Here is a 24,863-nt window from a genome sequence, read left to right as displayed (position 1 = left end):
CATTCTCTTCTTCCTTGCCCGGCGCCTGGCACTGTCGCTCGTCACGCTGTTCCTGCTCAGCGTCATGGTGTTCCTTGGCGGCCAGGTGCTGCCCGGCAATGTCGGGCGGGCCATTCTTGGGCCGTTCGCCGACCAGCGCGCGGTGGATGCGCTGAACCATTCGCTCGGCGTCGACCGGCCGCTGCTCGTCCAATATGGCAGCTGGATCTGGAATTTTCTGCACGGCGACATGGGCACCTCCTATGTCTTCCGCGCGCCGGTGGCGCCGTTCGTCGTCGATGCCTTGGGCAATTCGATGAAGCTGGCGCTGGTCGCCTTCGTGCTGGTGGTGCCGATCGGCATCCTGGGCGGGGTGATCGCCGCGCTCAATTTCAACCGACCGCTCGACCGCATCATTAGCCTCGGCGGCCTGTCGGTCACGGTGCTGCCGGAATTCGTCACCGGCATCATCCTGATCCTGATCTTCGGAGTGTGGTTGCGCTGGCTGCCGATCGCCGCCGCCTGGCCGAAAGGCGCCGGCTTCTTCACCCAGCTCTATTATCTCATCCTGCCCTCGCTGCCGCTTTTCCTGGTGCTGTTCGGCTATATCGCGCGCATGGCGCGCTCCGGCATGATCGAGGCGCTCGATTCCGACTATACGCGCACCGCCGTACTGAAGGGCCTGCCCTGGCGAACGGTGATCTGGCGCCATGTGCTGCGCAACGCGCTGTTGCCGACCATCACCGTGATCGCGACCCAGACCGGCTATCTCATCGGCGGCCTGGTCGTGATCGAGACGCTGTTCCGCTATCAGGGCATCGGCTCGCTGATCTTCACCGCCGCGCGCGGCAAGGACTTCCCGATGCTCGAAGCCGGCATCCTCACCATCGGCATCGTCTATGCGGTGGCGACCTTGATCGCCGATTTCCTCTATTCCGTGCTCAATCCGCGTATCCGGCTGGGAGCAGAGCAATGAGCGCGACAGACACCCCCGCCAGCCTGCCGGCGCCCCACACCGCACAGCGCAGCCCCTGGGGCGAAGTGCTGCATTCGCTCTCCAGGTCCGGCACGTTCCTCACCGGGCTTTTCATCCTGTTGTTCTGGGTTGTCTGCGCGCTGTTCGGCCAGCACTTCGTTCCCTACGATCCGCTGGCAAGCGACATCATCAACGCGCTCACGCCACCGGCGGCCGATCACTGGTTCGGCACCGACCAGCTCGGCCGCGATGTGTTCTCGCGCGTCATCGTCGGCTCGCGCGACATCCTCACGGTGGCGCCGCTGGCCACCATCCTTGCGACCATCGCCGGCACCGCGCTCGGCCTCGTCATCGGCTATTTCCGCGGCATCGTCGACGACATCGTCAGCCGCGTGCTGGAAGCCTTCATGGCGATCCCGGTGGTCATCATCGCGCTGCTCGCCATCGTTGCCCTCGGCACGTCCAAGATCACCGTCATCGTCGTCATCGGCCTGAGCTTCGCGCCGATCATCGCGCGCACCGTGCGCTCGGCGGTGCTGGCCGAACGCGAGCTCGACTATGTGGCCGCGGCAAAACTGCGCCACGAAGGCGCGCTGCACACCATGTTCGTCGAGATCCTGCCCAACGTCATCCCGCCGATCCTGGTCGAGACGACGGTGCGGCTGGGCTACGCCATCTTCGCGGTGGCCACGCTCTCCTTCATGGGCTTCGGCATCCAGCCGCCCTCGCCCGACTGGGGCCTGTCTATCTCCTCCAATTACGGCATGATCGGCGGCGGCTTCTGGTGGACGGTGCTGTTCGATGCCTTGGCCATCGCCTCGCTGGTGATCGGCGTCAACCTGGTGGCCGACGGCGTGCATGGAGCGTTCAATGACTGAGCCTGGCCAAGCCGCCAACGCGCTCGAGCTGAAGGACCTCTCGGTCGCCTATCGCGTCGGCCGCCGCAACCGCGCGGTGCTGCGCAACGTCAACCTGACCATCAAGGCCGGCGAGGCCTACGGGCTGGTCGGCGAATCCGGCTGCGGCAAATCCACTGTGGCGCTTTCGGTGGTGCGCTATCTGCCGCGCAACGGTTCCATCACCGGCGGCTCGATCGCGCTCGACGGCAAGGATGTGATGAAGCTCGACGCCGAGGCGCTGCGGCGCGCCCGCGCCGACAGCGTGTCGATGGTCTATCAGGATCCCGGCAAGGCGCTGAACCCGTCGCTGCGCATCGGTCGCCAGCTGACCGAGATTTTCGAGCTTACCGGCGTCACCGGACAGGCGGCGCAAGACAAGGCGCTCGCCATGCTGAACCGGGTGCGCATATCCGATCCGGCAAGCGTCATGCAGCGCTATCCGCATCAGCTTTCCGGCGGCATGCAGCAGCGCGTGGCGATCGCCATGGCCTTGGCCAACGACCCTTCGATGCTGATCCTCGACGAGCCGACGACGGGCCTCGACGCCACGGTCGAGGCGGAGGTACTCGACCTGATCGGCCAGTTGCGGCGCGAGCTGTCGGCCTCGATCCTGTTCATCAGCCACAACCTCGCCGTCGTCTCCAACATGTGCGACCGCGTCGGCGTGCTCTATGCCGGCATGCTGGTCGAGGAAGGCTCGACCAAGGACGTCTTCAACGATCCGCGCCATCCTTACACGGTGGCGCTGCTGCGCTGCCTGCCGCGCGGCGGCCAGCGCAAGGACCAGGGCCGGCTCGACACCATTCCGGGCTTCCTGCCCGGCATCGGCGCCACCATCGCCGGCTGCGCCTTCGCCGACCGCTGCGCTTTGGCCACCGAACGCTGTCGCGCCGAGCCGCCGCCACTCTACGAGCTCGGCGACGGCCGGCTGTCGCGCTGCCACTATCATGACAAGGCGCAGTCGCTGCCGCGCGCCACGCCCGCCGAGATCGCTGCCGCAGCACCCAAGCAGGCGCCGCCGGTGCTGCAGGTCGAGGGGCTGAACAAGACCTATGCCAGCCACGGCCGTCCGCTGCGGGCGGTGAAGGACGTCTCGGTCAGCCTGAGGCCCGGCGAGACTCTTGGCCTGGTCGGCGAATCCGGCAGCGGCAAGACCACCTTCGCGAGGCTGCTGCTCGGCCTCATCGCACCAGACGACGGCGGCTCGATCGAGCTCGAGGGCAAGCAGTTGGCGCCACGGCTCGCCAGCCGTTCGGAAGACCAGGTCAAGGCAGTGCAGATCGTCTTCCAGAATCCGGACTCGGCGCTCAATCGATCGCATTCGATCCGGCATATCCTCAGCCGCGCCCTGAAGCGGCTGGGAGGGCTCAGCGGCAAGACGCTGGATACGCGCCTGGAAGAGCTTGTCCGCTCGGTGCGCCTCACCGACCGGCATCTCGCGGTCAAGCCGCGGCAGCTGTCGGGCGGGCTGAAGCAGCGCGTGGCGATCGCGCGCGCCTTCGCCGGCGATCCGCGCATCGTCGTGTGCGACGAGCCGACCTCGGCGCTCGACGTCTCGGTGCAGGCGGCGATCCTCAACCTTCTGGCCGACCTGCAGTCGAGGCAGGATGTCAGCTATATCTTCATCTCGCATGACCTTGGCGTGGTGCGCTATCTCTCCGACAAGATCGCCGTGCTCTATCTCGGCCGCATCATGGAGTTCGGGCCGTCGGAGGCGGTGTTTTCCGGCCCGCACCATCCTTACACCGAAGCGCTGCTGTCGGCGGTTCCAAAACTCGACCGCACCGAGAGCTTGCGCATCCGTCTCGACGGCGAGATCCCAAGCGCGGCCAACCCGCCGACGGGCTGCGTCTTCCACACGCGCTGCCCACGCAAGATCGGCGCGATCTGCGAGACGCAGGAGCCGGAGCTGACCGAGGTACAGCCGGGCCACACGATCCGCTGCCATATCCCCTATGCGGAACTGGCGAAGCTGCAGAAGCCAAAGACCATGGAGACGGCCTGACGGCAATCAGGGCACGGGTGCATCCGCCATGCTGAGCGCGCGGTCGCCCTCGGCAAATCCGCTTGCGTCCAACCAGTCCTTGACCAGCATGCGGAGGCCTTTCAGCGCAATGTCGAGAGCATCGGACGATGCCGGATTGGCGGGATAGGCAAGATAGATCGGGCGCTGGAACACCGGCGTGCCCTCCACGCGCTTCAACTCGCCGCGCGCGATATGCGAGCTCACTGCGCTCAGCGGCAGGTAAGCGGCCGCCTTCTGCGACAGGACGTGCTGCAGGCCGATGAACACCAGCCCGGCCGAGATCGCCGGCTTCACCATGCCGGCAAAGGCACGGTCGTGCTCGATACGGAATTCCAGCCCCCAGTCCATCAGGATGTAGTTGTCGGTCCACGATCCTGGCTGCTCGGCATGCTGGACGAGGACCACCTGGTCGACAGCAAATGTCTCATAGACGATGCCGGGATGCGGCTTGGGCAAATAGAGGATGCAGATGTCGAGCAGGCCTTCGGCCATCTGGTCGATCGCAAGGTCGGGGAAACTGCCTTCCAGACGCAGCGCAACGTTCGGCCGCGCCGCCCGCATCCAGTCGATCCAGGGCGAGGTGATGCTGTCCCAGAGATAGGCGGGCGCGGTCAGCCTCAGCAATGTCTCGTAGCCATCGGGAACGGCGATGTCCTGGCGCGATTGCTCCCAGGTGCGGGTGATCGTCGAGGCATGCGGCAGGAATTGCCGGCCGGCCGGCGTCAGCGTGACGCCGTCGCTGTCGCGAACGAACAGCTTGCGGCCCAACTGTTCCTCGAGGCCGCGAATGCGCGCGCTGACGGTGGACTGGGCGAGGTTCAGCCGATGAGCGGCGACGGTGAAGCTGCCATGCGCCGCGACTTCCAGGAAACTGCGCAGATTCTCGGTTTCCATGGTTCCTCGCCTTTCAATGGATCGCCATCGGAATTTTCGATGGCTCCAATCAAAAAATATCGCTTTCCGGTCGCGGTCAACAGTGACCTAAATGCCAAAGCCCCCGCGACAAAACAAGGAATGCCGCCATGCCGAAGCATTTCAGGACGATCGACGCCGCTCGCAAAACCCTCGGCGCAATCGAAAATTCCGCTATCGACGAATTGCTCGCCGGAAGGATCGGCCGGCGCGAATTCCTGCGCCATGGCAGCGTGCTCGGCCTGTCGCTGCCTTTCCTCGGTGGCATCGCCTCGGCGATCGGCCTCGGCGCTCCGCAAACGCGCGCCGAAGGCAAGCCCGGCGGCACGGTGCGCGCCGGTGTAGCTATGCCTGGCGGCGCCATCGATCCGGTGACCTTCTATGACAGCGGCAGCTACCAGCTCGTCTTCCAGACGGCCGAGTTCCTCTGCGTGACGCAGCCCGACCTGACGCTGAAGCCGGTGCTGGCCGAAAGCTGGTCGCCCAACGCCGACGGCAGCGTGTGGACCTTCAAGCTGCGCAAGGGCGTGAAATTCCACAATGGCGAGGCTTTCAAGGCCGACGACGTCGTGGCGACCTTCGATCGCCTTGCCGACCCGAACGGCACGTCCAATGCTCTCTCGGTGTTCAAGGGCCTGCTGTCGAAGGGCGGCACGCGCAAGGTCGACGACCACACCGTGGAATTCCATCTCGACGCGCCAAACGGCAGCTTCCCCTATTCGGTATCGATCGACAATTACAACGCCGTCATCCTGCCGGTGAGCTACAAGGGCGACTACGAGAAGACCTTCGAAGGCACCGGTCCGTTCCGGCTCGAAAGCTACACGCCGAAGGTCGGCGCGAGCTTCGTGCGCAATCCCGACTATTGGGGCGAGAAAGCGCTGCCCGACCGGCTCGAGTTCAAGTTCTATGCCGACGTGCAGCCGCGCATCCTGGCGCTGCAGGCGGGCGAGGTCGACGTTCTTGACGCGGTCCCGCTCGACGTCAGCCAGGTGGTGCTGGGCAACCCCGATATCACCGTGCTGCGCGTCGCCTCGACCGCGCATCGCCAACTCCATATGCGCTGCGACATGGCGCCCTTCACCGACAAGCGCGTGCGCCAGGCGCTGGCCTTGTGCATCGACCGCTCCCAACTGGTCGACGGACTCTGCCGCGGCATGGCGGCCACGGGCAATGACAGCCCGTTCGCGCCGGCTTTCCCGGTCACCGACAAGTCGGTGCCGCAACGCACGCAGGACATCGCCAAGGCCAAGCAACTGATGGAGGCGGCGGGGCTCGCCAACGGCTTCGACATGACGCTGACGACGCTCCGCTATTCCGACATCCCGGGCTATGCGCAGCTGTTCCAGAACTTCGCCAAGGAGATTGGCGCCCGCATCTCGCTCAACATCGAGGACCAGGACAAATATTACGGCAAGGCGGTGTTCGGCCAGTCGGACTGGCTGGACAGCCCGCTCGGCATCACCGACTACGCGCATCGCAGCGTGCCGAATGTGTTCCTGAAGAGCCCGCTGGTCAGCGACGGTCCGTGGAACGCGGCGCATTTCAAGAATGCGACCTATGACGGGATGGTCAACAGCTATCTCAAGGCGCTCGACCTCGACGCGCAGCGCAAGGCCGCTTCCGATATCCAGAAGCTGCTGCTCGACGAGACACCGGTGATCTTCAGCTATTTCCCGGACCTTCTGGTGCCGGTGCGCAAGAATGTCAGCGGCCTGCCGCCGATCGCCGCCGGCCTGCTGCTCGACCGTGTGTCAGTGGCGTCATGACCATGACAGCGCGCAAGAACCTGGCGGCAAACGACGAGAAGAGGACGACGACCATTCGCAAGCCCCATCTGCGCGGCCGCGGGCCGCATTTCCCGGTGCTCGATACCATCGTGCAGTACGAGTTCGAACCAGGCTATGTCGCCTTCACCATGCCCTCGCCCAAGCGGCTGCGCGTGCAGGTCGGGCCGATGATCGTCGCCGACACCACCAAGGCGCTGGTGTTCCAGGAGAGCGACCATCTGCCGGTCTATTACTTCCCTATGAGCGACGTGCGCGAGGAGTTCCTGCTGCCGAGCCGCACGACCACGGAAGATCCATTCAAAGGTGTCGCCACGCATTATTCGCTGAACACCGGCATCACGCTGGTCGAGGACGGCGCCTGGCGCTACCTCGACCCCGTCAAGGGCTGTCCGCCGATCGCCGACTACATTTCTTTCTATTGGCCGAAGATGACCCATTGGTATGAAGAGGACGAAGAGATCTTCGTGCACGCCCGCGATCCGTTCCGCCGCGTCGATTGCCTACCTTCGTCGCGGCGCGTGCAGGTGATCCTCGACGGCGAGCAGGTGGCCGATTCGCGGCGCGGCGTGTTCCTGTTCGAGACCGGCCATCCGGTGCGCCATTATCTGCCGATCTCGGACACGCGGCTCGATATGTTTTCGCCCAGCCGCTACATCTCGCGCTGCCCCTACAAGGGCATCTCCAACTATTACCATGTGACGACGCCGAAGAAGCGACACGAGAACCTGGTCTGGTACTATCCAGAGCCGGTGCACGAGGCCGAACGGATCAAGGGGCTGGTTTGCTTCCACCATGAGCTGGTCGACAAGATCCTGGTCGACGGGGTGGAAATCCCGAAGGAAGCGACGGCGGCATCGGACGGCTATTTCTGAAACTTCATGCTCGGCCGGCCAGGACCTTGCTCAGCCTGAGTTTCGCCTTTTTGCGTCCGCTCCGCGGCGGTGCTATTTTGCGGCGCGCGGCGGACGTCTGCTTATGAGGAAAGCATCCTATCATGCGGTTTGGCCCTGGCTTGTCGTCCTGGCGGCGACGCCGATGCCGGCGCTTGCCGAAAATGCTCCCGGTCTCGAACTGAAGCTCGATATCGACCAGGACGGCAAGACCGACCGGGCGGTCGTGATACAGGAAGCCGGCGGTCCCGCCGATCTCTACATCTATCTGGGCGAGGAGAAGCCCGATCCCGCGCACCAGCCGGATTTCGTCAGGAAAGGGCTGACAGAAGACCCGGTCATCGCCCTTGAAAGCAAGGGCAAGGGATCGCTCGCAGTCACGTCATGCTTCGGCTGCGGCGCCAGCAAATCGACGGAAGAGACGCTGACGATCGTCAATCGCCACGGCAAGTTTCTGGTCGGCGGCTATAGCCGCAATTGGGACTGGAACAAGCAGACATCAGGCGGCGTCGAGACGACGCTTGGCGATTGCGACATCAATTATCTCACCGGCAGGGCCACCGCCTCCAAGGATCTGGAAGAGGGCAAACCGATCAAGGGCAAGTTCAGGCCGGTGCCGCTGAAGGACTGGTCTTCCGAAATGCGCCCCAAGGCCTGCGATTTCTAAAGAGGTTGATCGAAAGACGCGATAGCGAATACCCTCGCTGCATTGGGAGGGCATCATGGATCTGTTTTCGTTGAACGGCGGCGTGGCGCTGGTAACGGGCGCCGGCAGCGGTATCGGCCAGGCGATCGCCATCGGGCTTGCGGAAGCCGGCGCCGATGTTGCCTGCTTCGGGCATGCCTCGAACGGCGGACTGGAGCAGACGGCCGAGAAGGTCAAGGCGCTCGGCCGCAAGGCGCTGGTGCTGACGGGCGGCGTGACGTCCGAGGCCGACCTGGCCATGGCGATCGGCCGGGTCGAAGCTGAACTCGGCGCGCTGACTGTCGCCGTCAACAACGCCGGCATTGCCGGCTCGGAAGCGGCTGAGACCATGCCGCTGGAAAAATGGCGCAAGGTGCACGAGGTCAATGTCGCGGGCGCATTTCTGTCCTGTCAGGCAGAGGCACGCGTCATGCTGCCTCGACGCTCGGGCTCCATCATCAACATCGCCTCGATGTCGGGCACCATCGTCAACCGGGGGCTGACGCAGGCGCATTACAACTCCTCCAAGGCCGCCGTCATCCACATGTCGAAGAGCCTCGCCATGGAGTGGGCCGATCGCGGCCTGCGCGTCAACGTCGTCAGCCCGGGCTACACGCTGACGCCGATGAACAAACGGCCCGAAGTCGCGGAAGAAGTGAAGGTGTTCAAACGCGACACGCCGATGGGGCGCATGGCGACGGCGGAGGAGATGATCGGACCGACGGTATTCCTGGCCAGCCGTGCGTCAAGCTTCGTCACCGGCCTCGACCTGATCGTCGATGGCGGCTACGTCTGCTGGTAAACTGATGGGGTGTCCGCAAGACACCCACACGTTTGATTTCCACCCCGGCAACGCCGGCGTGAGCGCGCCGTGCTACTCGGCCGCCACGCCCTTCACCTCAAGATAGCTTTCCATGGAATCGTCCAGCGCCTGCAGCCAGGGCGTATGGTGGACCGGCGCCATGGTGCCGGTCATCAGCGAGCGGTAGGCGTTGTCGCGGAAGGTCATGATGTTTTCCATCTTGTGGTGCTCCCACTCCATGAAGGTGCGGTTGACCGCCTCGACGTCGAAGCCCGGATAGTCGGTCTGGTCCATCAGTTCCTTGGTGTAGTCGCCCTGGAACCAGATCATCTGTTCGGCGTCTTCCAGCGTCTCCTCGCGCGCGCGCCACTTGGCGCCGTGCTCGGCCATCGCCTGGGCCGACGGCAACTTGATGCGGCCCATGATGACGTCGCGCGCGTACCAGGCCTGCGCGTCGAACATGTTGAAGGTGTAGAACTGGTCCTGCATGCCGATATAGAAAAGCTTCGGGTTCTTCTCCCAGACGACGCCTTCATAGAGATCGAGCGGCCACATGCGGTTGGCGGTCTTGAGCTTGAGGTCGTCGGTGAGGAAGGGGAAGGAGTGCAGGTAGCCGGTGCACAAGATGATGGCGTCGACATCCTTGGTGGTGCCGTCCTTGAAGTGCGCAGTCTTGCCGACGACCTTCTGCAATAGCGGCACTTCCTTCCAGTTCTCCGGCCATTTGAAGCCCATCGGCTTGGAGCGGTAGCTGGAGGTGATCGATTTGGCGCCGTATTTGTAGCATTGCGAACCGATGTCCTCGGCCGAATAGGAGCGGCCGATGATCAATATGTCCTTGCCCTTGAATTCCATCGCGTCGCGAAAATCGTGGCTGTGCAGGATGCGACCGTTGAAGGTGGGAAACCCTTCGAAGAAGGGCACGTTGGGCACCGAGAAATGGCCTGAGGCGACCACGACATTGTCGAACTCTTCCGAGTAGGTGACGTCGTTGGCCCGGTCATGCGCGGTGACGGTGAACTTCTTGGTCTCGTCGGAATAGGTCACCATGCGCACTAGGCTGTTGAAGCGCACCCAGTCGCGCAAACCCGATTTCTCGACACGTCCCTTGATGTAGTCCCACAGCACGGCGCGCGGCGGATAGGAGGCGATCGGCCGGCCGAAATGCTCCTCGAACGTGTAGTCGGCAAATTCGAGGCATTCCTTCGGGCCGTTCGACCACAGATAGCGGTACATCGAACCGTGCACCGGATCGCCGTGCTCGTCTAGGCCGGTGCGCCAGGTGTAATTCCACAGGCCGCCCCAGTCGCTCTGCTTTTCGAAGCAGACGATTTCCGGGATCTCGGCGCCCTTGTCGGCTGCCGACTTGAAGGCCCGAAGCTGTGCCAGGCCCGACGGTCCGGCTCCGATGACGGCGACACGAGATTTCATTGCGGGCCTCCTCTTTTTTGATTTCCCCAGCGAAACAAATTTCACTGACAGTGACAGTAATTGGCGCTTCGGTGCTGTCAACAGACATCTGCTGCAACGAGCTTTGCGCAGAATGGTTTTGTGCGCAGAGGCGATTGCGCCGGCATCCATCCCGGCGAGCCCTGCGACATCCGATTGCTTGTCGTCGCGGTTGCGCTCTTGTATCGCCACCGAATATGTTCACCTTGAGTGAAATAAATCCGCGAGAGTCGGGGGCGACATGGCGAACAAGAAGTCCGGCATCGATGCGGCAGCGAAGGGCAAGGCGCCGCCGAAACGCGTTTCGGCCGACGGCCGCACGATCCGCACGCCGCTGACGCAGGACCCGCACGCCATCCGCGACACGCGCGAAAAGGTGCTGGAAGTGGCGATCGGCCATGAGGTGCGCGCATTCCGCAAGAAGCTCGGCATCACCGTCGCCGATCTCGCCACCGCCACCGACATTTCACTCGGCATGCTGTCGAAGATCGAGAACGGCATCACCTCGCCGTCGCTGACGACGCTGCAGGCGCTGTCGCGGGCGCTGGGCGTTCCGGTGACCGCCTTCTTCCGGCGCTTCGAGGAGGAGCACAGCGCCGTTTTCGTCAAGGCCGGCGAAGGCGTCGATGTCGAGCGGCGCGGCACGCGCGCCGGGCATCAGTACAACCTGCTCGGTCATATCGGCGCCAACACCAGCGGCGTCGTCGTCGAGCCCTATCTCATCACGCTGACCGAGAATTCGGACGTGTTCCCGACCTTCCAGCATGCCGGCATGGAGTTCCTCTACATGCTCGAAGGCGAGGTCGTTTACCGGCACGGCAACAATCTCTATCCGATGAAGCCGGGCGACAGCCTGTTCTTCGACGCCGACGCGCCGCACGGACCGGAAGAGCTGACGCAACTGCCGATGCGCTATCTGTCGATTATCTGCTATCCGCAAAACAGCGCCGGGTGATTGGCTGATCTCGCCCTTACCGCGCTTCGTCATTCTAGGGCGAAGCAAGGAGCGAAGCGACGCGCGCAGACCCTAGAATCCATGCCGTGACGCTAAAGCGGTGCAACGGTTACGGAATTCCGCGCCCTTGCACCCTACAGCCGAGGTCACGGCATGGATACTCGGGTCAAGCCCGAGTATGACGACGTCACGGGGCTTCAGCCAATCTCCAACGTCGGCGCCGGGGGCGCCCAAGGTGGAGATCGGCAGCTCAATCGGGCCCAAATCCCGGACTGGTCGGGCCGTCGTCATCCAGTTTCGACAGCCATTCCACCAGCGTCGGCCTATATCGTGTCAGGCCCTTGTAGGTGGCGAGTTCTTCCGGCAGGTCGCGGATAACGCGGTGCAGGCGGCGCGCCCATTTCGGCTGCGTGACCAATTCGTCCATCTTGATCAGGTAGCAGCGGATCGGGAAGACGATGCCGTTGGAGCGCGGCAGACGCCAGAAGCTTTGCAATTCGACGCGCAGATGCACCTTGTCGCCGACATTCTCCGGCGTGACGGTGGCGCGGTCCGGACCCCATTTGTGATAATTCTCAGGGCTGGTGTCGAGGCGCGGATTGACGGTCATCGTCCAGTTGAGGCGCCTTGCCGGCTTGCCTTGCTGGATGTTGGTGAGGAATTTCAGCGCGCGGGTGAAGATGCCCTTCTCATGCGCCAGCGGCACCGGCGCGTGCCATTCGAAGAAATTCATGCCGATGTCGAAGTCGAGCGACCAGTCGGCCTGGGTGGTGACCATGCCGGCATCCATCCACAGATTGCCGTCGCGCTGGTCGAGGATGCAGAAATCGCCCTGGCTCTGCCGGGTGATATATTCCATCGGCCCATAGGGCAGCGTCGAGACGTCGCCGAAGGTGAAGGTGTCGTCGATGCCGAGCGGCCGGTTGATCCAGCGCCAACGGTCGCCGTTTCGCTCCAGCGTGAAATGCTCGGGATATCCCAGCGCCTGCTGCTCCATCAGAAGCTCGAGCAGGTCCCAGCCGGCGAGCGTCATGTGCGGCAGCGACTGGCAGCGCAACGGATCCTCGGCCAGCACCAGCGCGCGGTCCTGCATCTCGGCGACATAGTGCTCGTCCACGTCGATCAGGTTTTCGAGAACGCTGCCCTTGGGCCCGACGACATGCGGCTCGATGTTGACCGCGTACATGTAGGCGTCTTCGTTGAACGGGAAGGGAAAGCGCCTGATGTGCTCCGGGCTGTTCTTGAAGGTGAAATCGTCGCGAAACGTTTCCTTGCGAAAGGTGATGCCCATTGACGCCTCCTATCTTTCCAGGACCAGCGACTTGCCCTCGAAGCGCGAGACGCAAGGCATGATCTTGCAGCCGGAACGGTGATCTTCCTCGCTCAGCCAGTGATCGTTGTGGATGAACTTGCCGTCGGAAGAGATCACATTGGTCTCGCATTGGCCGCAGACGCCGCCGCGGCACAGATAGGGCGGGTCGACCCCGGCGGCTTCGATCGCCTCGAGCAGGCTCTGCTGCTCGCCGACGCGGATCGTCTTGCCGCTGACAGCCAACTCGACGTCGAACGGCGCGCCGGGTTGCGGAGCCGCGAAATGCTCGAAATGCACCGTCTCCGGCGGCCAGCCGAGGCTTGCCGCGCGAGCGCGCACCCAGTTGATCATGCCGGCCGGGCCGCAGACATAGAGATGCGTGCCGAGCGGCTGCGAGGACAAGAGCCGCTCGAGATCGATGCGCTCCTCGCGGTCGTCGTGATAGAGCCTGACCCGGTTGCCGTGGCGCTCTCGGAGCACATCGGCATAGGTACCGAGCGAAGCGGTGCGGCAGGTGTAGTGCAATTCGAAATTGCCGCCGGCCCCTGCCAGCTGCGCGGTCTGGGCCATGAAGGGTGTGATGCCGATGCCGCCAGCCAGCATCAGGTGCTTCCTGGCCCTGAGGTCGAGCGAAAAAAGGTTGACCGGGTAGCTGATCACCATCTCCAGGCCGGGCTTGACCTGCCGGTGCATGAACAACGAGCCGCCGCGGCCGACATCGTCGCGCCGGATGGAAATCGTGTATTCGCGCGTGTCGAGCGGCGAGCCCATCAGCGAATAGGGATTGAGCCTGGTGCGGTCGCCGTCGCGCATCTCGACGACGACATGGGCGCCGCCGGAAAAGGTCGGCAGCAGCTCGCCGTCACGGCGGCGGAAATGGAAGCGGGTCACGAGATCGTTGACCGGAACGACGTCGCTGACGACGACGTCGAGCTTGGTGGTGCCGGTGCTCATGGGAAGGCCTCCTCCATCGGAGGAATCTCGGAGCGATCCTCGGCGTTGATGCACACGCCCTGGAAGGCTGCGAGGCGCCGCGAATAGTGATCGCGCACCAGGAGCAGCAGGCCGCAATGCGAACAGGCGGCCGGCTGCGTCGTCACATTCTCGGTGATTCCCTTGCAGTGCACGCACTGCATGCGCCGCGCCAGCGAGCCGCGATGCTCGGTCTCAATCGAGGTGTGGTCGACGCCTGCTTCAAGCGCGGCCTGCATGGCCTGGCCGATCAGGCCCTCGGTGCCGGCAAGATAGAGACGCAGCCCCATATGGGCGTTGGTCAGCGTCTGCCTGAGCCGCGGCAGGAGGCTGGCGAAGGACGGCGGCAGATGGAGCTGAGCCGGCTCCAGCGCCTCAAGCGCCGAGATGTGCTTACCCTCGGGGTCGGGAATAAAGACGATCTCGGCGCCGTCGAAGAAGCCGGGCGGCGCCTTGCCAGCCATGTCCGTTATCGCCAGCGCGCCTTCCGCATCGGCGATAAAGAGATGATGCTTGCCTGGTTGCGGCGACAGCGTTCCGTAAATGGGCCGGCTGATGATCGTCTTGGCTGTCATTCTACCTTCGTACCTCGAGCCCCCTCCCCGTGATGATGCCTCAACCTTTTGCCGTGCGCTTGGTCTTTTTCGGATCGTCGAACGGCAGCGGTTGCGCCGTCGCCTTGATCGAGCCGCTCTTGTTGCGGATCTCGAGCTTGGTGTCCTTGACGGCGCAATCCACGTCGAGCCGGGCGATGCCCATCGATTTCTCGACCAGCGGCGAATACATGGCGCAAGTGACCACGCCGACTTGTCTGCCGTCGCGGTAGACCGGCGCGCCTTCGTCGGCTGGCTCTTTGCCGTCGAGCAGCACGCCGTAGATCTTGAAGCGCTCCTTGCCCTTCAGCCTGTAGTGTTCTTCGGCCCCGCGGAAGCCGGTCTTGCCGGGGCTGACGGTGAAGTCGAGGCCGAGTTCCCACAGCGTGTCGCCGGGGCCTTCGTTCTCGAACGGATATTTTTGGGAATTGTCGTAAGGGTAGAAGAGCAGGTAGCTCTCGACGCGCAGCATGTCGAGCGTGGTGAAGCGGCACGGGATGATGCCGGCGCTCTTCCCCTCTTCGAGGATCCTGTCCCAGATCCTGCCGGCATCCTGGCCGCGGCAGAAAATCTCGTAGCCGCGCTCGCCGGTGTAGCCGGTGCGCGAGATCATCGCCGGAAAACCGAAGAGCTGCGTGTGCATATGATGGAAGTAGTTGAGATCGCGGATCCCGGGCACATGCTTGGCCAGATAGTCGACCGCGGTCGGCCCCTGCAGCGACAGGTCATGCAGATTGTCGTCGAAACGCAGCGAGACATCGCGGCCCATCGCAGCGCGCTGCAGTTCCTCGTGGCCGGTGCCTGAGCCGTGCACGACCATCCATGAGTTCGGGCTGATGCGGTAGAGGATGCAGTCGTCGGTGAATTTGCCGGCCTCGTTCAGCATGCAGGCGTAGGCCGACTTGCCGGGATAGATCTTTTCGACGTCGCGCGTTGTGGCGAGGTCGATGAGATGCGAGGCGTGCGGCCCGGTGATGTGGACCTTCTTCAGGCCGGAGACGTCCATCAGCCCGGCCTTGGTGCGGATCGCGACATATTCCGCGTCGGCATCCTTGTCGTAAGCCCAGGCGGTGCCCATGCCGCTCCAGTCCTCGAGTTTCGAGCCGAGCGCGCGATGGCGATCCGCCAGGGTCGAGAATCTCCAGGATGCCGTCATCCGATCGTCCTCCGTGCGATTTAAGCCGTTGCTGTTCCCTGCCCCTGCTTGGTGGCGGAGCTTGGTCGAATATTGACCGCAAACGGCGAAGCCCTGCAATCCCCTTGAAGCAAATAATTTCATTGTCAGGCAAATTTCTTGCCCGGCGACAAACGGTTCACGATGCGTAAATCCAGCTTGACAATTTCGGGAATCGAGCGGAATTTATGAAAAAAATTTCACTCTGTTGAAAGAGTGGACGCCCGGTCGGTTGTGTGGCCGGACGTCGCCAGAAGGGGAAAACCGATGTCCGACATGCAGCAGCGCATCGAAGCGCTGTACCGTTCTGACGTGCGTGGGTCCGTGCTTCTGATCGTGTGCCTATGGGCAACGATCCTCTTCGTCCTCCTGATGACATGGCCATACATTCCGCACAGCGGCATCAAGCTCGTGGTGGCGGTTGCGGCCGCCGCGGTGCTGATCTTCAACACCGCCGCGATCCTCGCCATGCTCAACCACTACAAGGAAGACAAGGACTTCATCTACGGGCTCGACATCAAGAACGCCGACGCCGCCCGCAACCGTCAATCGTGAAGGGAGAACCCATGGCTCGCTATACCCCTCCGGAGCAGAGCAAGGCCGGACAGGTCCTCGACATCGCGGTCGTGGTGGTCGCAATCTTCGTGGCGCTCTGGCTGCCGCTGAAACTCGGCTTTGCCGGGGCGGCGAAGTCGATCGACGCGCTCGACGCCAAGACCTGGGACGCGCTCGGCCAGAATGCGACCATGGCCTCGATCTGGGAGAAGCTGGGCTACACGCCGGAGACGGCGCACGACATCATCCAGAACCGCTTCCATTACATCATCGACTGGCCGACGCTGATCATCATGGCGATCGTGCTGATCGCCTATTTCGTCTTCCTGTTCCGCGCCTCCGATAAGGAATATCGCGAGGTCATCAACGAGAAGTTCGACGACAAGTAGACTTTCGACGACGACGACAAAGAGACTTTCGACGACAAAGAGTCCGGGGAAAACATCATGTGGATGGGACTGTCTTACGTTTGCTGGGCCATCTCGGCCGCGCTTGCGGCGTGGATGCTCTACGACTGGTTCAAGGTCGATACGACCTATTCCGAGGAGACTTTGACGTCTTCGCGTGAAGGTGAGCTTGAAGCCGTTTCCGAAAAACACCGGATCTGAGTGGGGACTGATATGACGGCTGCGGTTGAAACGGGACAAACGACGACAATCCACGGCGACAGGGTCTCGCTGCTTCGGGTGCTTGGCCCGGCGCATGTGTGGGCGCTGGGCGTCGGCATCGTGCTGGTCGGCGAGTTCACTGGCTGGAATTTCTCCGCCGACAAGGGTGGCGCGCTCGCCGCGCTGATCGTCTGCTGGGTCGTCGGACTGCTCTACACCTCGGTCGCGATGATCGACTCGGAGGTGACGTCGACGGTCGCCGCCGCCGGTGGCCAGTACGCGCAGGCCAAGCATATCGTCGGGCCGCTCATGGCCTTCAACGTCGCGCTGTTCCTGGTGTTTGCCTACACCATGCTCGAAGTGTCGGACGCGATCTTGCTCGGCGACACGATCGTCGCCAAGGCCGGCGTCGAAGGACTGACGCACAATTCCTTCATCGCCGCCACCATTGTCGTGCTCGCCTGGCTCAACTATCGCGGCGTGCTGATGACGCTCAATGTCAATTTCGTCATCACCGCGATCGCCTATGTCTCGATCGTCATCCTGTTCTTCTCGGTCAGCCCGTGGACGCAAGGGGCTGTGCTGAAGCTAAACGAGCTGGTCACCCCCGCCAATGCGCTGCCCTATGGCTGGATCGGCGTCATCGCCGCCTTCCAGTTCGGCATCTGGTATTATCTCGGCATCGAGGGAACGACCCAGGCGGCCGAGGAAGTGCGCTCGCCGGCGCGCTCCCTGCCCTACGGCACGATGGCCGGCATGATCACGCTTTTGATCGCCGCCGCGATGACCTGGTATGTCTGCGCCTCGCTGATGCCGTGGGAATATCTCGGCATCACCTACTATCCGCTGTGGGACGCCGGCAAACTGACGGGCAGCCCGTTGCTGGAAAACCTGCTCTTCATCGCGACGCTGCTGGCCGCGCTTGCCTCGGCCAATGGCTGCATCAACGACGCGGCGCGCGCCTGGTTCTCGCTCGGCCGCGACCGCTACCTGCCCAGCTGGTTCTCGGCGGTGCATCCGAAGTATCGCACGCCCTATCGCTCGATCCTGTTCCTGCTGCCGATCGCGTTGGCCTTCGCCTTCATCGCCGACCTCAACCAGGCGATCACCTTCTCGATCCTGTCGGGCGTGCTGCAATACACCTTCATGAGCATCAACATCATGATGTTCCGCAAGAAGTGGCCGCTGGGCTCGATCCGCCGCGGCTACACGCATCCCTTCCATCCGCTGCCGGCGATCGTGCTGTTCTGCCTGTGCATGGTCACCTTCTTCGCCATCTTCCTCGGCTTCGGCTCGCAGCTCATCGCGATGACCGTGTTCTATTTCCTGATCTCGCTGTGGTTCCACTTCTACCGCTACAAATTCGTGCGGCGCGGCGACCAGTTCTCCATGCCGTGGCCGAAGCCGCAGGGTTATTGAGTGGAGTGAAGGCCCGCCTTTCGATGGCGGGCCGTGGCGTGTCGAGATGTCCGAGCTGACGTCAGTATTGCTTACCGGGGCGATCGCACTGGGCGTCGTCGTCCATATCGCTTGGCTGGCGCGTGCCGGCCGCACCAAGGCGAAGGCAGCCTTGGCCGCCGATACGGCCAGCGTTCGCAGCGTCATCGCGGACGCCGCCGACATTTCCGACGGCACGGCCGGCATCGTCACTTGGGCCGGTTCCTGGAACGGTCAGCGCGTTCAGCTGCGCACCATCGTCGACACGCTGGCGACAAGAAAGCTGCCGACACGCTGGCTTAGCGTTTCGATCACCGAGCCGGTCGCAGTGCCGGGTACGTTCGACATGATGATGCGGCCGAATTCGGCTACGACGTTCTCCAATTTCGATCATCTTGCCCACACGCTGCCGAAGGTGCTCGGCTTTCCGGCCGACGCAGTGCTCAAGACGGACCGCAAGGGCGTCGCCTTCCCGCAGGATCTGATCGCCGCGCATACCGACATTTTTGCCGAAAGCCGCGCCAAGGAATTGCTGGTCACGCCGAACGGCGTGCGCATCGTCTGGCTGCTGGCCGAGGCCGAGCGCGCCCGCTACGGCGTGTTCCGACAGGCGGCGTTCGGCGATACCAGGATCGATCCTGCCCTGATCGAACGCCTGCTCGCGGCGGCCTCAGGCCTGCGCGAAGCCATCAACCGGCGCGAAAGACAGGCAGCATGACCGACGAAACCGCTTCCTCCGTTCCGGCCAATCCGTATCTCGTGCTCGGCGCGGCGATTGTTTTGCCGGCAAGCGGCCATGTCATGCTCGGCGTGCCGGTGCGCGGCCTGCAGTTCCTGTTCTTCATGGTGATCCTTGGTTGGGTAACGACCAAGCTGGCGCCGGTGGACGCCGGCTTCATCGGCCGCCATGCCGGCGGCTTCCTGATCTATGCCCTCTCGATCCTCGACGCCTACAGGATCGCGCGCATCCGCCATGCGATCTGGGTCCACAAGGCGCGCCCGGACGGCGATAGTGCCTCAGGCAATGCGCCATCAAATATGTAATCACAGGAAAATTTCTTTCATACCAATTGAATTCGGCTTATTCATTGGATACATCATCTGAGAGCCAAAAAACGTCGGAGGCTGGCATGTGCGGAATCGTCGGACTTTTCTTGAAGGACAAGGCGCTGGAGCCGAAGCTCGGCGCGATGCTGTCGGAGATGCTGGTGTCGCTCAGCGACCGCGGCCCGGACAGTGCCGGCATCGCCATCTATGGCGCCCCTTCCAAGAATGAAGCCAAGATCACCATCCAGTCGGCCAAGCCGGAGCACGATTTCCGCGGCCTCGATATCGAGCTCGCCAAGGCGATCGGCGCTCCCGTCAGTCTTGCCACGAAATCCACCCACGCCGTCATCCGAACCGCGCCGGACAAGGTCGACGCCGCGCGCGAGGCGCTGCAATCGCTGCGGCCCGACATCCGCATCATGGGCGCCGGCGAAGCAGTCGAGATCTACAAGGAAGTCGGCCTGCCTGAAGCCGTCGTCGATCGCTTCGACGTGCGCTCGATGACCGGCACGCATGGCATCGGCCACACCCGCATGGCGACGGAATCGGCGGTGACGACGATGGGCGCGCATCCCTTCTCGACCGGCGCCGACCAGTGCCTGGTGCATAACGGCTCGCTCTCCAACCACAACAATGTGCGCCGCGAGCTGATCCGCGACGGCATGACCTTCGAGACCGAGAACGACACCGAAGTGGCGGCCGCCTACCTCTCCAACCGGATGGCGCATGGCAAGAATCTCGGCGAGGCGCTGGAAGGCACGCTCTCCGACCTCGACGGCTTCTTCACCTTCGTCGTCGGCACCAAGAACGGCTTCGGCGTGGTACGCGACCCGATCGCCTGCAAGCCCGCCGTCATGGCCGAAACGGACCAGTATGTCGCCTTCGGCTCCGAATATCGCGCGCTGACCAAGCTGCCCGGCATCGACAATGCAAGGGTCTGGGAGCCCGAGCCCGCAACCGTTTATTTCTGGGAGCACTGAGCCGATGCCGGCAACCACAATGTCGAAAGCAGAGCGCGATCAGAGCCATGCGAGGGTCTTCGACCTCTCGCAACAGTCGCTGCGCGAACTGAACCAGGCGCTGCACAAGCTCACGTCCGGCTCCAACGAGACCGCCTGGGAAGTGCTCAACCCCAAGGGCAGCCACTCTGTGGCGGTCGGCGTCGACCAGTTGGTCAGCATCGATGTGCGCGGGAGCGTCGGCTATTACTGCGCCGGCATGAATGATGGCGCGGCGATCACCGTGCACGGCTCGGCCGGCCCCGGCGTCGGCGAGAACATGATGTCGGGCTCGATCGTCATCAAGGGCGACGCCAGCCAGTATGCCGGCGCCACCGGCCGCGGCGGTCTTCTCGTCATCGAAGGCAACGCCTCGTCGCGCTGCGGCATCTCGATGAAAGGCATCGACATCGTCGTGCACGGCAATATCGGCCACATGTCGGCCTTCATGGCGCAGTCCGGCAACCTGGTCGTGCTGGGCGATGCCGGCGATGCGCTGGGCGATTCCATCTACGAGGCGCGGCTTTTCGTGCGCGGCAAGGTCGAAAGCCTCGGCGCCGACTGCATCGCCAAGGAGATGCGGCCCGAGCACATCGAATTGCTGCAAGGCCTGCTCGACAAGGCCGGCGTCACCGGCGTCAAGGCGTCGGAGTTCAAGCGCTACGGCTCGGCCCGCAAGCTCTACAATTTCAATATCGACAACGCCGACGCGTATTGAGGCAAGATGACCTACCGCAACCCGCCGACGACGCCGCGCAAATCCGCGACCTTCGACGACTACACGCTTTCCGAAATCCGCCGCGCAGCAGCGACCGGCATCTATGACATCCGCGGCGCCGGCGCCAAGCGCAAGCTGCCGCATTTCGACGACCTTTTGTTCCTCGGCGCGTCGATCTCGCGCTATCCGCTGGAAGGCTACCGCGAGCGCTGCGACACCTCGGTGGTGCTCGGCTCGCGCCATGCCAAGAAGCCGATCGAGCTGAAGATACCGATCACCATCGCCGGCATGAGCTTTGGGTCGCTCTCCGGCCCGGCCAAGGAGGCGCTCGGGCGTGGCGCCACGCTGTCCGGCACCTCGACCACGACCGGCGACGGCGGCATGACCGAGGAAGAACGCGGCCATTCCAAGCAACTGGTCTACCAGTACCTGCCGTCGCGCTACGGCATGAACCCGCGCGACCTGCGCCGCGCCGACGCCATCGAAGTGGTTGTCGGCCAGGGCGCCAAGCCCGGCGGCGGCGGCATGCTGCTCGGCCAGAAGATTTCCGATCGCGTCGCCGAGATGCGCACGCTGCCCAAGGGCATCGACCAGCGCTCGGCCTCGCGCCATCCCGACTGGACGGGGCCGGACGATCTCGAGATCAAGATCCTCGAGCTGCGCGAGATCACCGACTGGGAAAAGCCGATCTACGTCAAGGTCGGCGGAGCCCGCCCGTACTACGACACCGCGCTCGCGGTGAAGGCCGGCGCCGATGTCGTGGTGGTCGACGGTATGCAGGGCGGCACGGCTGCCACCCAGGAAGTGTTCATCGAGAATGTCGGCCAGCCGACGCTTGCCTGCATCCGGCCGGCGGTGCAGGCGCTGCAGGACCTCGGCATGCACCGCAAGGTGCAGTTGATCGTCTCCGGCGGCATCCGCAACGGCGCCGATGTCGCCAAGGCGCTGGCGCTCGGCGTCGACGCCGTCTCGATCGGCACGGCGGCACTCGTCGCGCTCGGCGACAACGATCCGCGCTGGGAGGCGGAGTACAATGCGCTCGGCACCACCGCCGGCGCCTATGACGACTGGCATGAAGGCCGCGACCCGGCCGGCATCACCACGCAGGACCCCGAGTTGATGAAGCGGGTCGACCCGATCGCGGCCGGGAGGCGGCTCGCGAACTACCTCAAGGTGATGACGCTCGAGGCGCAGACCATTGCCCGCGCGTGCGGCAAGAACAGCCTGCACAATCTCGAGCCCGAGGATCTCGTCGCGCTCTCGATCGAAGCCGCCGCCATGGCCGGCGTGCCTTTGGCCGGCACCAACTGGATACCGGGGAGGAACGGCTTCTAGGACAATTCCGCCCGGAATTGCGTCAAGGCAAACAGCTGGGACGGGTCCTCCGCTCCAGCCAGCATCCGAAATACATAAGCGAGGGAACTACATAAATGGGGAACGATCTCGCCGCATTCGCCAAGGAGAACGGCGTCAAATATTTCATGATCTCCTACACCGACCTGTTCGGTGGACAGCGCGCCAAGCTGGTGCCTGCGCAGGCGATCGCCGACATGCAGAAGGACGGCGCGGGCTTTGCCGGTTTCGCGACGTGGCTCGATCTGACGCCGGCGCATCCGGACATGCTGGCGGTGCCGGATCCGGCTTCGGTGATCCAGCTGCCGTGGAAGAAAGACGTCGCCTGGGTCGCCGCCAACTGCATCATGGACGACAAGGAGGTCGACCAGGCGCCGCGCAACACGCTGAAGCGGCTGATCGCGGAAGCGGCCGGCGACGGCATGCATGTCAAGACCGGCGTCGAGGCCGAGTTCTTCCTGATCTCGCCGGACGGCAGCGCGATCTCCGACCAGTACGACACGGCATCGAAGCCCTGCTACGACCAGCAGGCGGTGATGCGCCGCTATGATGTGATCGCCGAGATCTGCGACCACATGCTGGCGCTGGGCTGGGGTCCGTACCAGAACGACCATGAGGACGCCAACGGCCAGTTCGAGATGAACTGGTCGTTCGACGACGCGCTCGCGACCGCCGACAAGCACTCCTTCTTCAAATTCATGGTCAAGTCGATCGCGGAAAAGCACGGGCTGCGCGCGACGTTCATGCCGAAACCTTTCCAGGGCCTGACCGGCAATGGCTGCCATGCCCATATCTCGGTGTGGGACAAGGCCGGCAAGACCAACGTCTTCGCCGACAATTCGATGGAGCTCGGCCTCTCCGCCAAGGGCAAGAACTTCCTCGGCGGCATCATGAAGCATGCTTCGGCGCTTGCCGCGATCACCAATCCGACGGTCAATTCCTACAAGCGCATCAACGCGCCGCGCACCATTTCGGGCGCGACCTGGGCGCCGAACACGGTGACCTGGACCGGCAACAACCGCACCCACATGGTGCGTGTGCCCGGCCCCGGCCGCTTCGAATTGCGCCTGCCGGACGGCGCCGCCAATCCCTACCTGTTGCAGGCGGTGATCATCGCGGCCGGCCTCGACGGCATCCGCTCGAAGGCCGATCCCGGCAAGCGCTACGACATCGACATGTACCAGTTCGGCCATACCGTGAAGGGCGCGCCGAAGCTGCCGCTCAACCTGCTCGATGCGTTGCGCGAGTTCGACAAGGACAAATCGCTCAAGGCGGCGCTGGGTGAGGAATTCTCGTCGGCATATCTAAAGCTGAAGCACCAGGAATGGAATTCCTATGCGTCGCACTTCACGCAGTGGGAGCGCGACCACACGCTGGATATCTGATATCTGGGCAGTGCGAGCGACCTCGGAATGAACTGATGAATTATTCGATCTTCTCGCTCGCCCGCGCCGCTCTCTCCGGCCACAAGAATTGGAAGCCGACCTGGCGCGACGCAGCGCCCAAGGATCGCTATGACGTGATCATCATCGGCGGCGGTGGCCACGGTCTCGCCACCGCCTGGTTCCTCGCCAGCGAGTTCGGCATCCGCAACGTCGCGGTGCTGGAAAAGGGCTGGATCGGCTCCGGCAACGCCGGCCGCAACACCACCATCATCCGCTCCAATTACGGCCTGCCAGGCAACACCGGCTTCTACGAATTGTCGATGAAGCTGTGGGAGACGATGGAGCAGGACCTCAACTACAACGCGATGGTCAGCCAGCGCGGCGTGCTCAACCTCTATCACTCCGACGCGCAGCGCGACGCCTTCGCGCGGCGCGGCAACACCATGCGCATCAACGGCATCGACGCCGAACTGCTCGACCAGGCGGCATTGCGCAAGATGCTGCCGTTCCTGAATTTCGACAATGCGCGCTTTCCCGTGCAGGGCGGGCTGCTGCAGCGGCGCGGCGGCACGGCTCGACACGATGCGGTCGTGTGGGGCTACGCGCATGCGGCGAGCGAACTCGGTGTCGACATCATCCAGAATTGCGAGGTTACCGGCTTCACGCGCGACGCCAACGGCAAGGTCACCGGCGTCGAGACGTCGCGCGGCAAGATTAGCGCCGGCAAGGTCGGCATGGCGGTGGCGGGTTCTTCCTCGCGCGTCGCGGCGATGGCTGGCCTGCGTCTGCCGATCGAAAGCCATGTGCTGCAGGCCTTCGTGTCCGAAGCGATCAAGCCGCTCATCCCCGGGGTGATGACCTTCGGCGCCGGACACTTCTATGTCAGCCAGTCGGACAAGGGCGGGCTGGTCTTCGGCGGCGACATCGACGGCTACAATTCCTATGCCCAGCGCGGCAACCTGCCGGTGGTCGAGGATGTCTGCGAAGGCGGCATGGCGTTGATCCCGATGATCGGCCGCGTGCGGCTTCTGCGCCAGTGGGGCGGCATCATGGACATGTCGATGGACGGCACGCCGATCATCGACAAGAGCCCTGTGGACGGCCTCTACATCAATGCCGGCTGGTGCTATGGCGGCTTCAAGGCGACGCCCGGCTCCGGCTTCGTCTTCGCTCATCTCATCGCCCGCGATCAATCGCACAAGGAAGCCGCGCTGTTCCGCCTCGACCGCTTCCAGCGCGGCGCCATGATCGACGAGAAGGGCCAGGGCGCCCAACCGAACCTGCATTAGAGATGAGCATGATGTTATCCAAAAACCGTTTCACACTTTTTGGCATCATGCATTGAAGA

Annotated in this window: 25 protein-coding genes; 19 read left to right on the top strand and 6 right to left on the bottom strand. The window is 63.6% G+C overall.

The features are described 5' to 3' along the window. The first annotated feature begins 1 nt into the window (after window position 1). The 3 genes from FJ956_RS12750 to FJ956_RS12740 are packed head-to-tail and all read left to right on the top strand — an operon-like array spanning window position 2 to window position 3,859. On the top strand, window positions 2–955 hold the full coding sequence (locus FJ956_RS12750) for an ABC transporter permease (protein ID WP_140675510.1): 954 nt from the start codon (window positions 2–4) through the stop codon (window positions 953–955). After that, on the top strand, window positions 952–1,833 hold the full coding sequence (locus tag FJ956_RS12745; RefSeq protein WP_140675507.1) for an ABC transporter permease: 882 nt from the start codon (window positions 952–954) through the stop codon (window positions 1,831–1,833). Before FJ956_RS12750 ends, FJ956_RS12745 begins: the two co-directional genes overlap by 4 nt. Further along, window positions 1,826–3,859 (top strand): ABC transporter ATP-binding protein, encoded by a 2,034-nt coding sequence (locus FJ956_RS12740; protein WP_140675504.1) that lies wholly within the window; start codon window positions 1,826–1,828, stop codon window positions 3,857–3,859. Before FJ956_RS12745 ends, FJ956_RS12740 begins: the two co-directional genes overlap by 8 nt. A gap of 6 nt (window positions 3,860–3,865) precedes the next feature. Here FJ956_RS12740 and FJ956_RS12735 read toward each other — a convergent pair whose 3' ends face one another. Next, the gene (locus tag FJ956_RS12735) at window positions 3,866–4,774 is read right to left on the bottom strand and encodes a LysR family transcriptional regulator (RefSeq protein ID WP_140675501.1); all 909 of its coding nucleotides are present in this window, start codon (window positions 4,772–4,774) and stop codon (window positions 3,866–3,868) included. A 128-nt stretch (window positions 4,775–4,902) separates the two neighbouring features. Here FJ956_RS12735 and FJ956_RS12730 point away from each other — a divergent pair, with 128 nt between their 5' ends. The 4 genes from FJ956_RS12730 to FJ956_RS12715 all read left to right on the top strand — a co-directional run bounded on the left by FJ956_RS12730 (window position 4,903) and on the right by FJ956_RS12715 (window position 8,959). Beyond that, window positions 4,903–6,561, top strand: a complete 1,659-nt coding sequence (locus FJ956_RS12730) for an ABC transporter substrate-binding protein (RefSeq protein WP_140675498.1) — start codon at window positions 4,903–4,905, stop codon at window positions 6,559–6,561. 2 nt (window positions 6,562–6,563) lie between these two features. Beyond that, window positions 6,564–7,454 carry a DUF427 domain-containing protein gene (locus FJ956_RS12725; RefSeq protein WP_140675496.1) on the top strand — a complete coding sequence of 297 codons (891 nt, stop codon included), beginning with the start codon at window positions 6,564–6,566 and terminating at the stop codon, window positions 7,452–7,454. Between the two features lie 103 nt (window positions 7,455–7,557). Then, window positions 7,558–8,139, top strand: coding sequence for a hypothetical protein (locus FJ956_RS12720; protein WP_140675493.1), 582 nt, complete (start codon window positions 7,558–7,560; stop codon window positions 8,137–8,139). Between the two features lie 55 nt (window positions 8,140–8,194). Continuing rightward, complete coding sequence (locus tag FJ956_RS12715; protein ID WP_140675490.1) at window positions 8,195–8,959, top strand: SDR family oxidoreductase; 765 nt, start codon at window positions 8,195–8,197, stop codon at window positions 8,957–8,959. Window positions 8,960–9,031: 72 nt separating this feature from the next. On the opposite strand, the gene FJ956_RS12710 is transcribed toward FJ956_RS12715, so the two are convergent. Then, window positions 9,032–10,390, bottom strand: a complete 1,359-nt coding sequence (locus FJ956_RS12710) for an NAD(P)/FAD-dependent oxidoreductase (protein ID WP_140675487.1) — start codon at window positions 10,388–10,390, stop codon at window positions 9,032–9,034. Between the two features lie 259 nt (window positions 10,391–10,649). Between FJ956_RS12710 and FJ956_RS12705 the strand changes: the two genes are divergently transcribed. Next, the gene (locus FJ956_RS12705) at window positions 10,650–11,363 is read left to right on the top strand and encodes an XRE family transcriptional regulator (RefSeq protein WP_140675484.1); all 714 of its coding nucleotides are present in this window, start codon (window positions 10,650–10,652) and stop codon (window positions 11,361–11,363) included. 250 nt (window positions 11,364–11,613) lie between these two features. Here the strand turns inward: FJ956_RS12705 and FJ956_RS12700 are convergent, their stop codons facing one another. The 4 genes from FJ956_RS12700 to FJ956_RS12685 are packed head-to-tail and all read right to left on the bottom strand — an operon-like array spanning window position 11,614 to window position 15,396. Beyond that, window positions 11,614–12,654 (bottom strand): DUF3445 domain-containing protein, encoded by a 1,041-nt coding sequence (locus FJ956_RS12700; RefSeq protein ID WP_140675481.1) that lies wholly within the window; start codon window positions 12,652–12,654, stop codon window positions 11,614–11,616. 9 nt (window positions 12,655–12,663) lie between these two features. After that, window positions 12,664–13,629, bottom strand: coding sequence for a PDR/VanB family oxidoreductase (locus FJ956_RS12695; protein ID WP_140675478.1), 966 nt, complete (start codon window positions 13,627–13,629; stop codon window positions 12,664–12,666). Next, on the bottom strand, window positions 13,626–14,222 hold the full coding sequence (locus tag FJ956_RS12690) for a dimethylamine monooxygenase subunit DmmA family protein (RefSeq protein ID WP_140675476.1): 597 nt from the start codon (window positions 14,220–14,222) through the stop codon (window positions 13,626–13,628). The genes FJ956_RS12695 and FJ956_RS12690 overlap by 4 nt, the downstream gene beginning before the upstream one ends. A gap of 40 nt (window positions 14,223–14,262) precedes the next feature. After that, a complete protein-coding gene (locus FJ956_RS12685; RefSeq protein WP_140675473.1) occupies window positions 14,263–15,396 on the bottom strand; it encodes an aminomethyltransferase family protein in 1,134 nt (377 codons plus the stop codon). A 285-nt stretch (window positions 15,397–15,681) separates the two neighbouring features. On the opposite strand from FJ956_RS12685, the gene FJ956_RS12680 reads away from it, so the two are divergent. The 11 genes from FJ956_RS12680 to FJ956_RS12630 all read left to right on the top strand — a co-directional run bounded on the left by FJ956_RS12680 (window position 15,682) and on the right by FJ956_RS12630 (window position 24,804). Then, entirely contained in the window at window positions 15,682–15,969 is a 288-nt protein-coding gene (locus FJ956_RS12680; protein ID WP_095768768.1) for a hypothetical protein, read from the top strand. 11 nt (window positions 15,970–15,980) lie between these two features. Further along, the gene (locus FJ956_RS12675) at window positions 15,981–16,358 is read left to right on the top strand and encodes a hypothetical protein (protein ID WP_140675470.1); all 378 of its coding nucleotides are present in this window, start codon (window positions 15,981–15,983) and stop codon (window positions 16,356–16,358) included. Window positions 16,359–16,415: 57 nt separating this feature from the next. Then, entirely contained in the window at window positions 16,416–16,577 is a 162-nt protein-coding gene (locus FJ956_RS12670) for a hypothetical protein (protein WP_140675467.1), read from the top strand. A gap of 12 nt (window positions 16,578–16,589) precedes the next feature. Further along, entirely contained in the window at window positions 16,590–17,996 is a 1,407-nt protein-coding gene (locus tag FJ956_RS12665; protein WP_140657749.1) for an APC family permease, read from the top strand. 46 nt (window positions 17,997–18,042) lie between these two features. Continuing rightward, the gene (locus FJ956_RS12660; RefSeq protein ID WP_181170157.1) at window positions 18,043–18,732 is read left to right on the top strand and encodes a hypothetical protein; all 690 of its coding nucleotides are present in this window, start codon (window positions 18,043–18,045) and stop codon (window positions 18,730–18,732) included. After that, the gene (locus FJ956_RS12655) at window positions 18,729–19,058 is read left to right on the top strand and encodes a hypothetical protein (protein ID WP_140675464.1); all 330 of its coding nucleotides are present in this window, start codon (window positions 18,729–18,731) and stop codon (window positions 19,056–19,058) included. Before FJ956_RS12660 ends, FJ956_RS12655 begins: the two co-directional genes overlap by 4 nt. An 86-nt stretch (window positions 19,059–19,144) precedes the next feature. Continuing rightward, window positions 19,145–20,041, top strand: a complete 897-nt coding sequence (locus FJ956_RS12650) for a glutamine amidotransferase family protein (protein ID WP_140675461.1) — start codon at window positions 19,145–19,147, stop codon at window positions 20,039–20,041. A 4-nt stretch (window positions 20,042–20,045) separates the two neighbouring features. Then, window positions 20,046–20,777: a GXGXG domain-containing protein gene (locus tag FJ956_RS12645; protein ID WP_140675459.1), complete on the top strand. Its 732-nt coding sequence runs from the start codon at window positions 20,046–20,048 to the stop codon at window positions 20,775–20,777. 6 nt (window positions 20,778–20,783) lie between these two features. Beyond that, window positions 20,784–22,112 carry an FMN-binding glutamate synthase family protein gene (locus FJ956_RS12640; protein WP_140675457.1) on the top strand — a complete coding sequence of 443 codons (1,329 nt, stop codon included), beginning with the start codon at window positions 20,784–20,786 and terminating at the stop codon, window positions 22,110–22,112. Window positions 22,113–22,207: 95 nt separating this feature from the next. Continuing rightward, window positions 22,208–23,515: a type III glutamate--ammonia ligase gene (gene glnT, locus FJ956_RS12635; protein WP_140675455.1), complete on the top strand. Its 1,308-nt coding sequence runs from the start codon at window positions 22,208–22,210 to the stop codon at window positions 23,513–23,515. Window positions 23,516–23,550: 35 nt separating this feature from the next. Beyond that, complete coding sequence (locus FJ956_RS12630) at window positions 23,551–24,804, top strand: sarcosine oxidase subunit beta family protein (RefSeq protein ID WP_140675452.1); 1,254 nt, start codon at window positions 23,551–23,553, stop codon at window positions 24,802–24,804. Window positions 24,805–24,863: the final 59 nt, after the last annotated feature.

The sequence above is a fragment of the Mesorhizobium sp. B2-4-3 genome, assembly GCF_006442815.1.
In the GTDB taxonomy this organism is placed as follows: domain Bacteria; phylum Pseudomonadota; class Alphaproteobacteria; order Rhizobiales; family Rhizobiaceae; genus Mesorhizobium.
This window is presented reverse-complemented; position numbering and strand designations above follow the sequence as displayed.

Bases quoted from the DNA above. Each gene is read 5' to 3' on its own strand.
- FJ956_RS12655 (WP_140675464.1), top strand. From the start codon at position 18,729: ATGACCGACGAAACCGCTTCCTCCGTTCCGGCCAATCCGTATCTCGTG.
- FJ956_RS12715 (WP_140675490.1), top strand. From the start codon at position 8,195: ATGGATCTGTTTTCGTTGAACGGCGGCGTGGCGCTGGTAACGGGCGCC.
- FJ956_RS12735 (WP_140675501.1), bottom strand. From the start codon at position 4,774: ATGGAAACCGAGAATCTGCGCAGTTTCCTGGAAGTCGCGGCGCATGGC.
- FJ956_RS12700 (WP_140675481.1), bottom strand. From the start codon at position 12,654: ATGGGCATCACCTTTCGCAAGGAAACGTTTCGCGACGATTTCACCTTC.
- FJ956_RS12710 (WP_140675487.1), bottom strand. From the start codon at position 10,390: ATGAAATCTCGTGTCGCCGTCATCGGAGCCGGACCGTCGGGCCTGGCA.
- FJ956_RS12740 (WP_140675504.1), top strand. From the start codon at position 1,826: ATGACTGAGCCTGGCCAAGCCGCCAACGCGCTCGAGCTGAAGGACCTC.
- glnT (WP_140675455.1), top strand. From the start codon at position 22,208: ATGGGGAACGATCTCGCCGCATTCGCCAAGGAGAACGGCGTCAAATAT.
- FJ956_RS12695 (WP_140675478.1), bottom strand. From the start codon at position 13,629: ATGAGCACCGGCACCACCAAGCTCGACGTCGTCGTCAGCGACGTCGTT.
- FJ956_RS12705 (WP_140675484.1), top strand. From the start codon at position 10,650: ATGGCGAACAAGAAGTCCGGCATCGATGCGGCAGCGAAGGGCAAGGCG.
- FJ956_RS12685 (WP_140675473.1), bottom strand. From the start codon at position 15,396: ATGACGGCATCCTGGAGATTCTCGACCCTGGCGGATCGCCATCGCGCG.
- FJ956_RS12650 (WP_140675461.1), top strand. From the start codon at position 19,145: ATGTGCGGAATCGTCGGACTTTTCTTGAAGGACAAGGCGCTGGAGCCG.
- FJ956_RS12680 (WP_095768768.1), top strand. From the start codon at position 15,682: ATGTCCGACATGCAGCAGCGCATCGAAGCGCTGTACCGTTCTGACGTG.
- FJ956_RS12665 (WP_140657749.1), top strand. From the start codon at position 16,590: ATGACGGCTGCGGTTGAAACGGGACAAACGACGACAATCCACGGCGAC.
- FJ956_RS12630 (WP_140675452.1), top strand. From the start codon at position 23,551: ATGAATTATTCGATCTTCTCGCTCGCCCGCGCCGCTCTCTCCGGCCAC.
- FJ956_RS12720 (WP_140675493.1), top strand. From the start codon at position 7,558: ATGAGGAAAGCATCCTATCATGCGGTTTGGCCCTGGCTTGTCGTCCTG.
- FJ956_RS12745 (WP_140675507.1), top strand. From the start codon at position 952: ATGAGCGCGACAGACACCCCCGCCAGCCTGCCGGCGCCCCACACCGCA.
- FJ956_RS12690 (WP_140675476.1), bottom strand. From the start codon at position 14,222: ATGACAGCCAAGACGATCATCAGCCGGCCCATTTACGGAACGCTGTCG.
- FJ956_RS12645 (WP_140675459.1), top strand. From the start codon at position 20,046: ATGCCGGCAACCACAATGTCGAAAGCAGAGCGCGATCAGAGCCATGCG.
- FJ956_RS12725 (WP_140675496.1), top strand. From the start codon at position 6,564: ATGACAGCGCGCAAGAACCTGGCGGCAAACGACGAGAAGAGGACGACG.
- FJ956_RS12670 (WP_140675467.1), top strand. From the start codon at position 16,416: ATGTGGATGGGACTGTCTTACGTTTGCTGGGCCATCTCGGCCGCGCTT.
- FJ956_RS12640 (WP_140675457.1), top strand. From the start codon at position 20,784: ATGACCTACCGCAACCCGCCGACGACGCCGCGCAAATCCGCGACCTTC.
- FJ956_RS12675 (WP_140675470.1), top strand. From the start codon at position 15,981: ATGGCTCGCTATACCCCTCCGGAGCAGAGCAAGGCCGGACAGGTCCTC.
- FJ956_RS12660 (WP_181170157.1), top strand. From the start codon at position 18,043: ATGTCCGAGCTGACGTCAGTATTGCTTACCGGGGCGATCGCACTGGGC.
- FJ956_RS12730 (WP_140675498.1), top strand. From the start codon at position 4,903: ATGCCGAAGCATTTCAGGACGATCGACGCCGCTCGCAAAACCCTCGGC.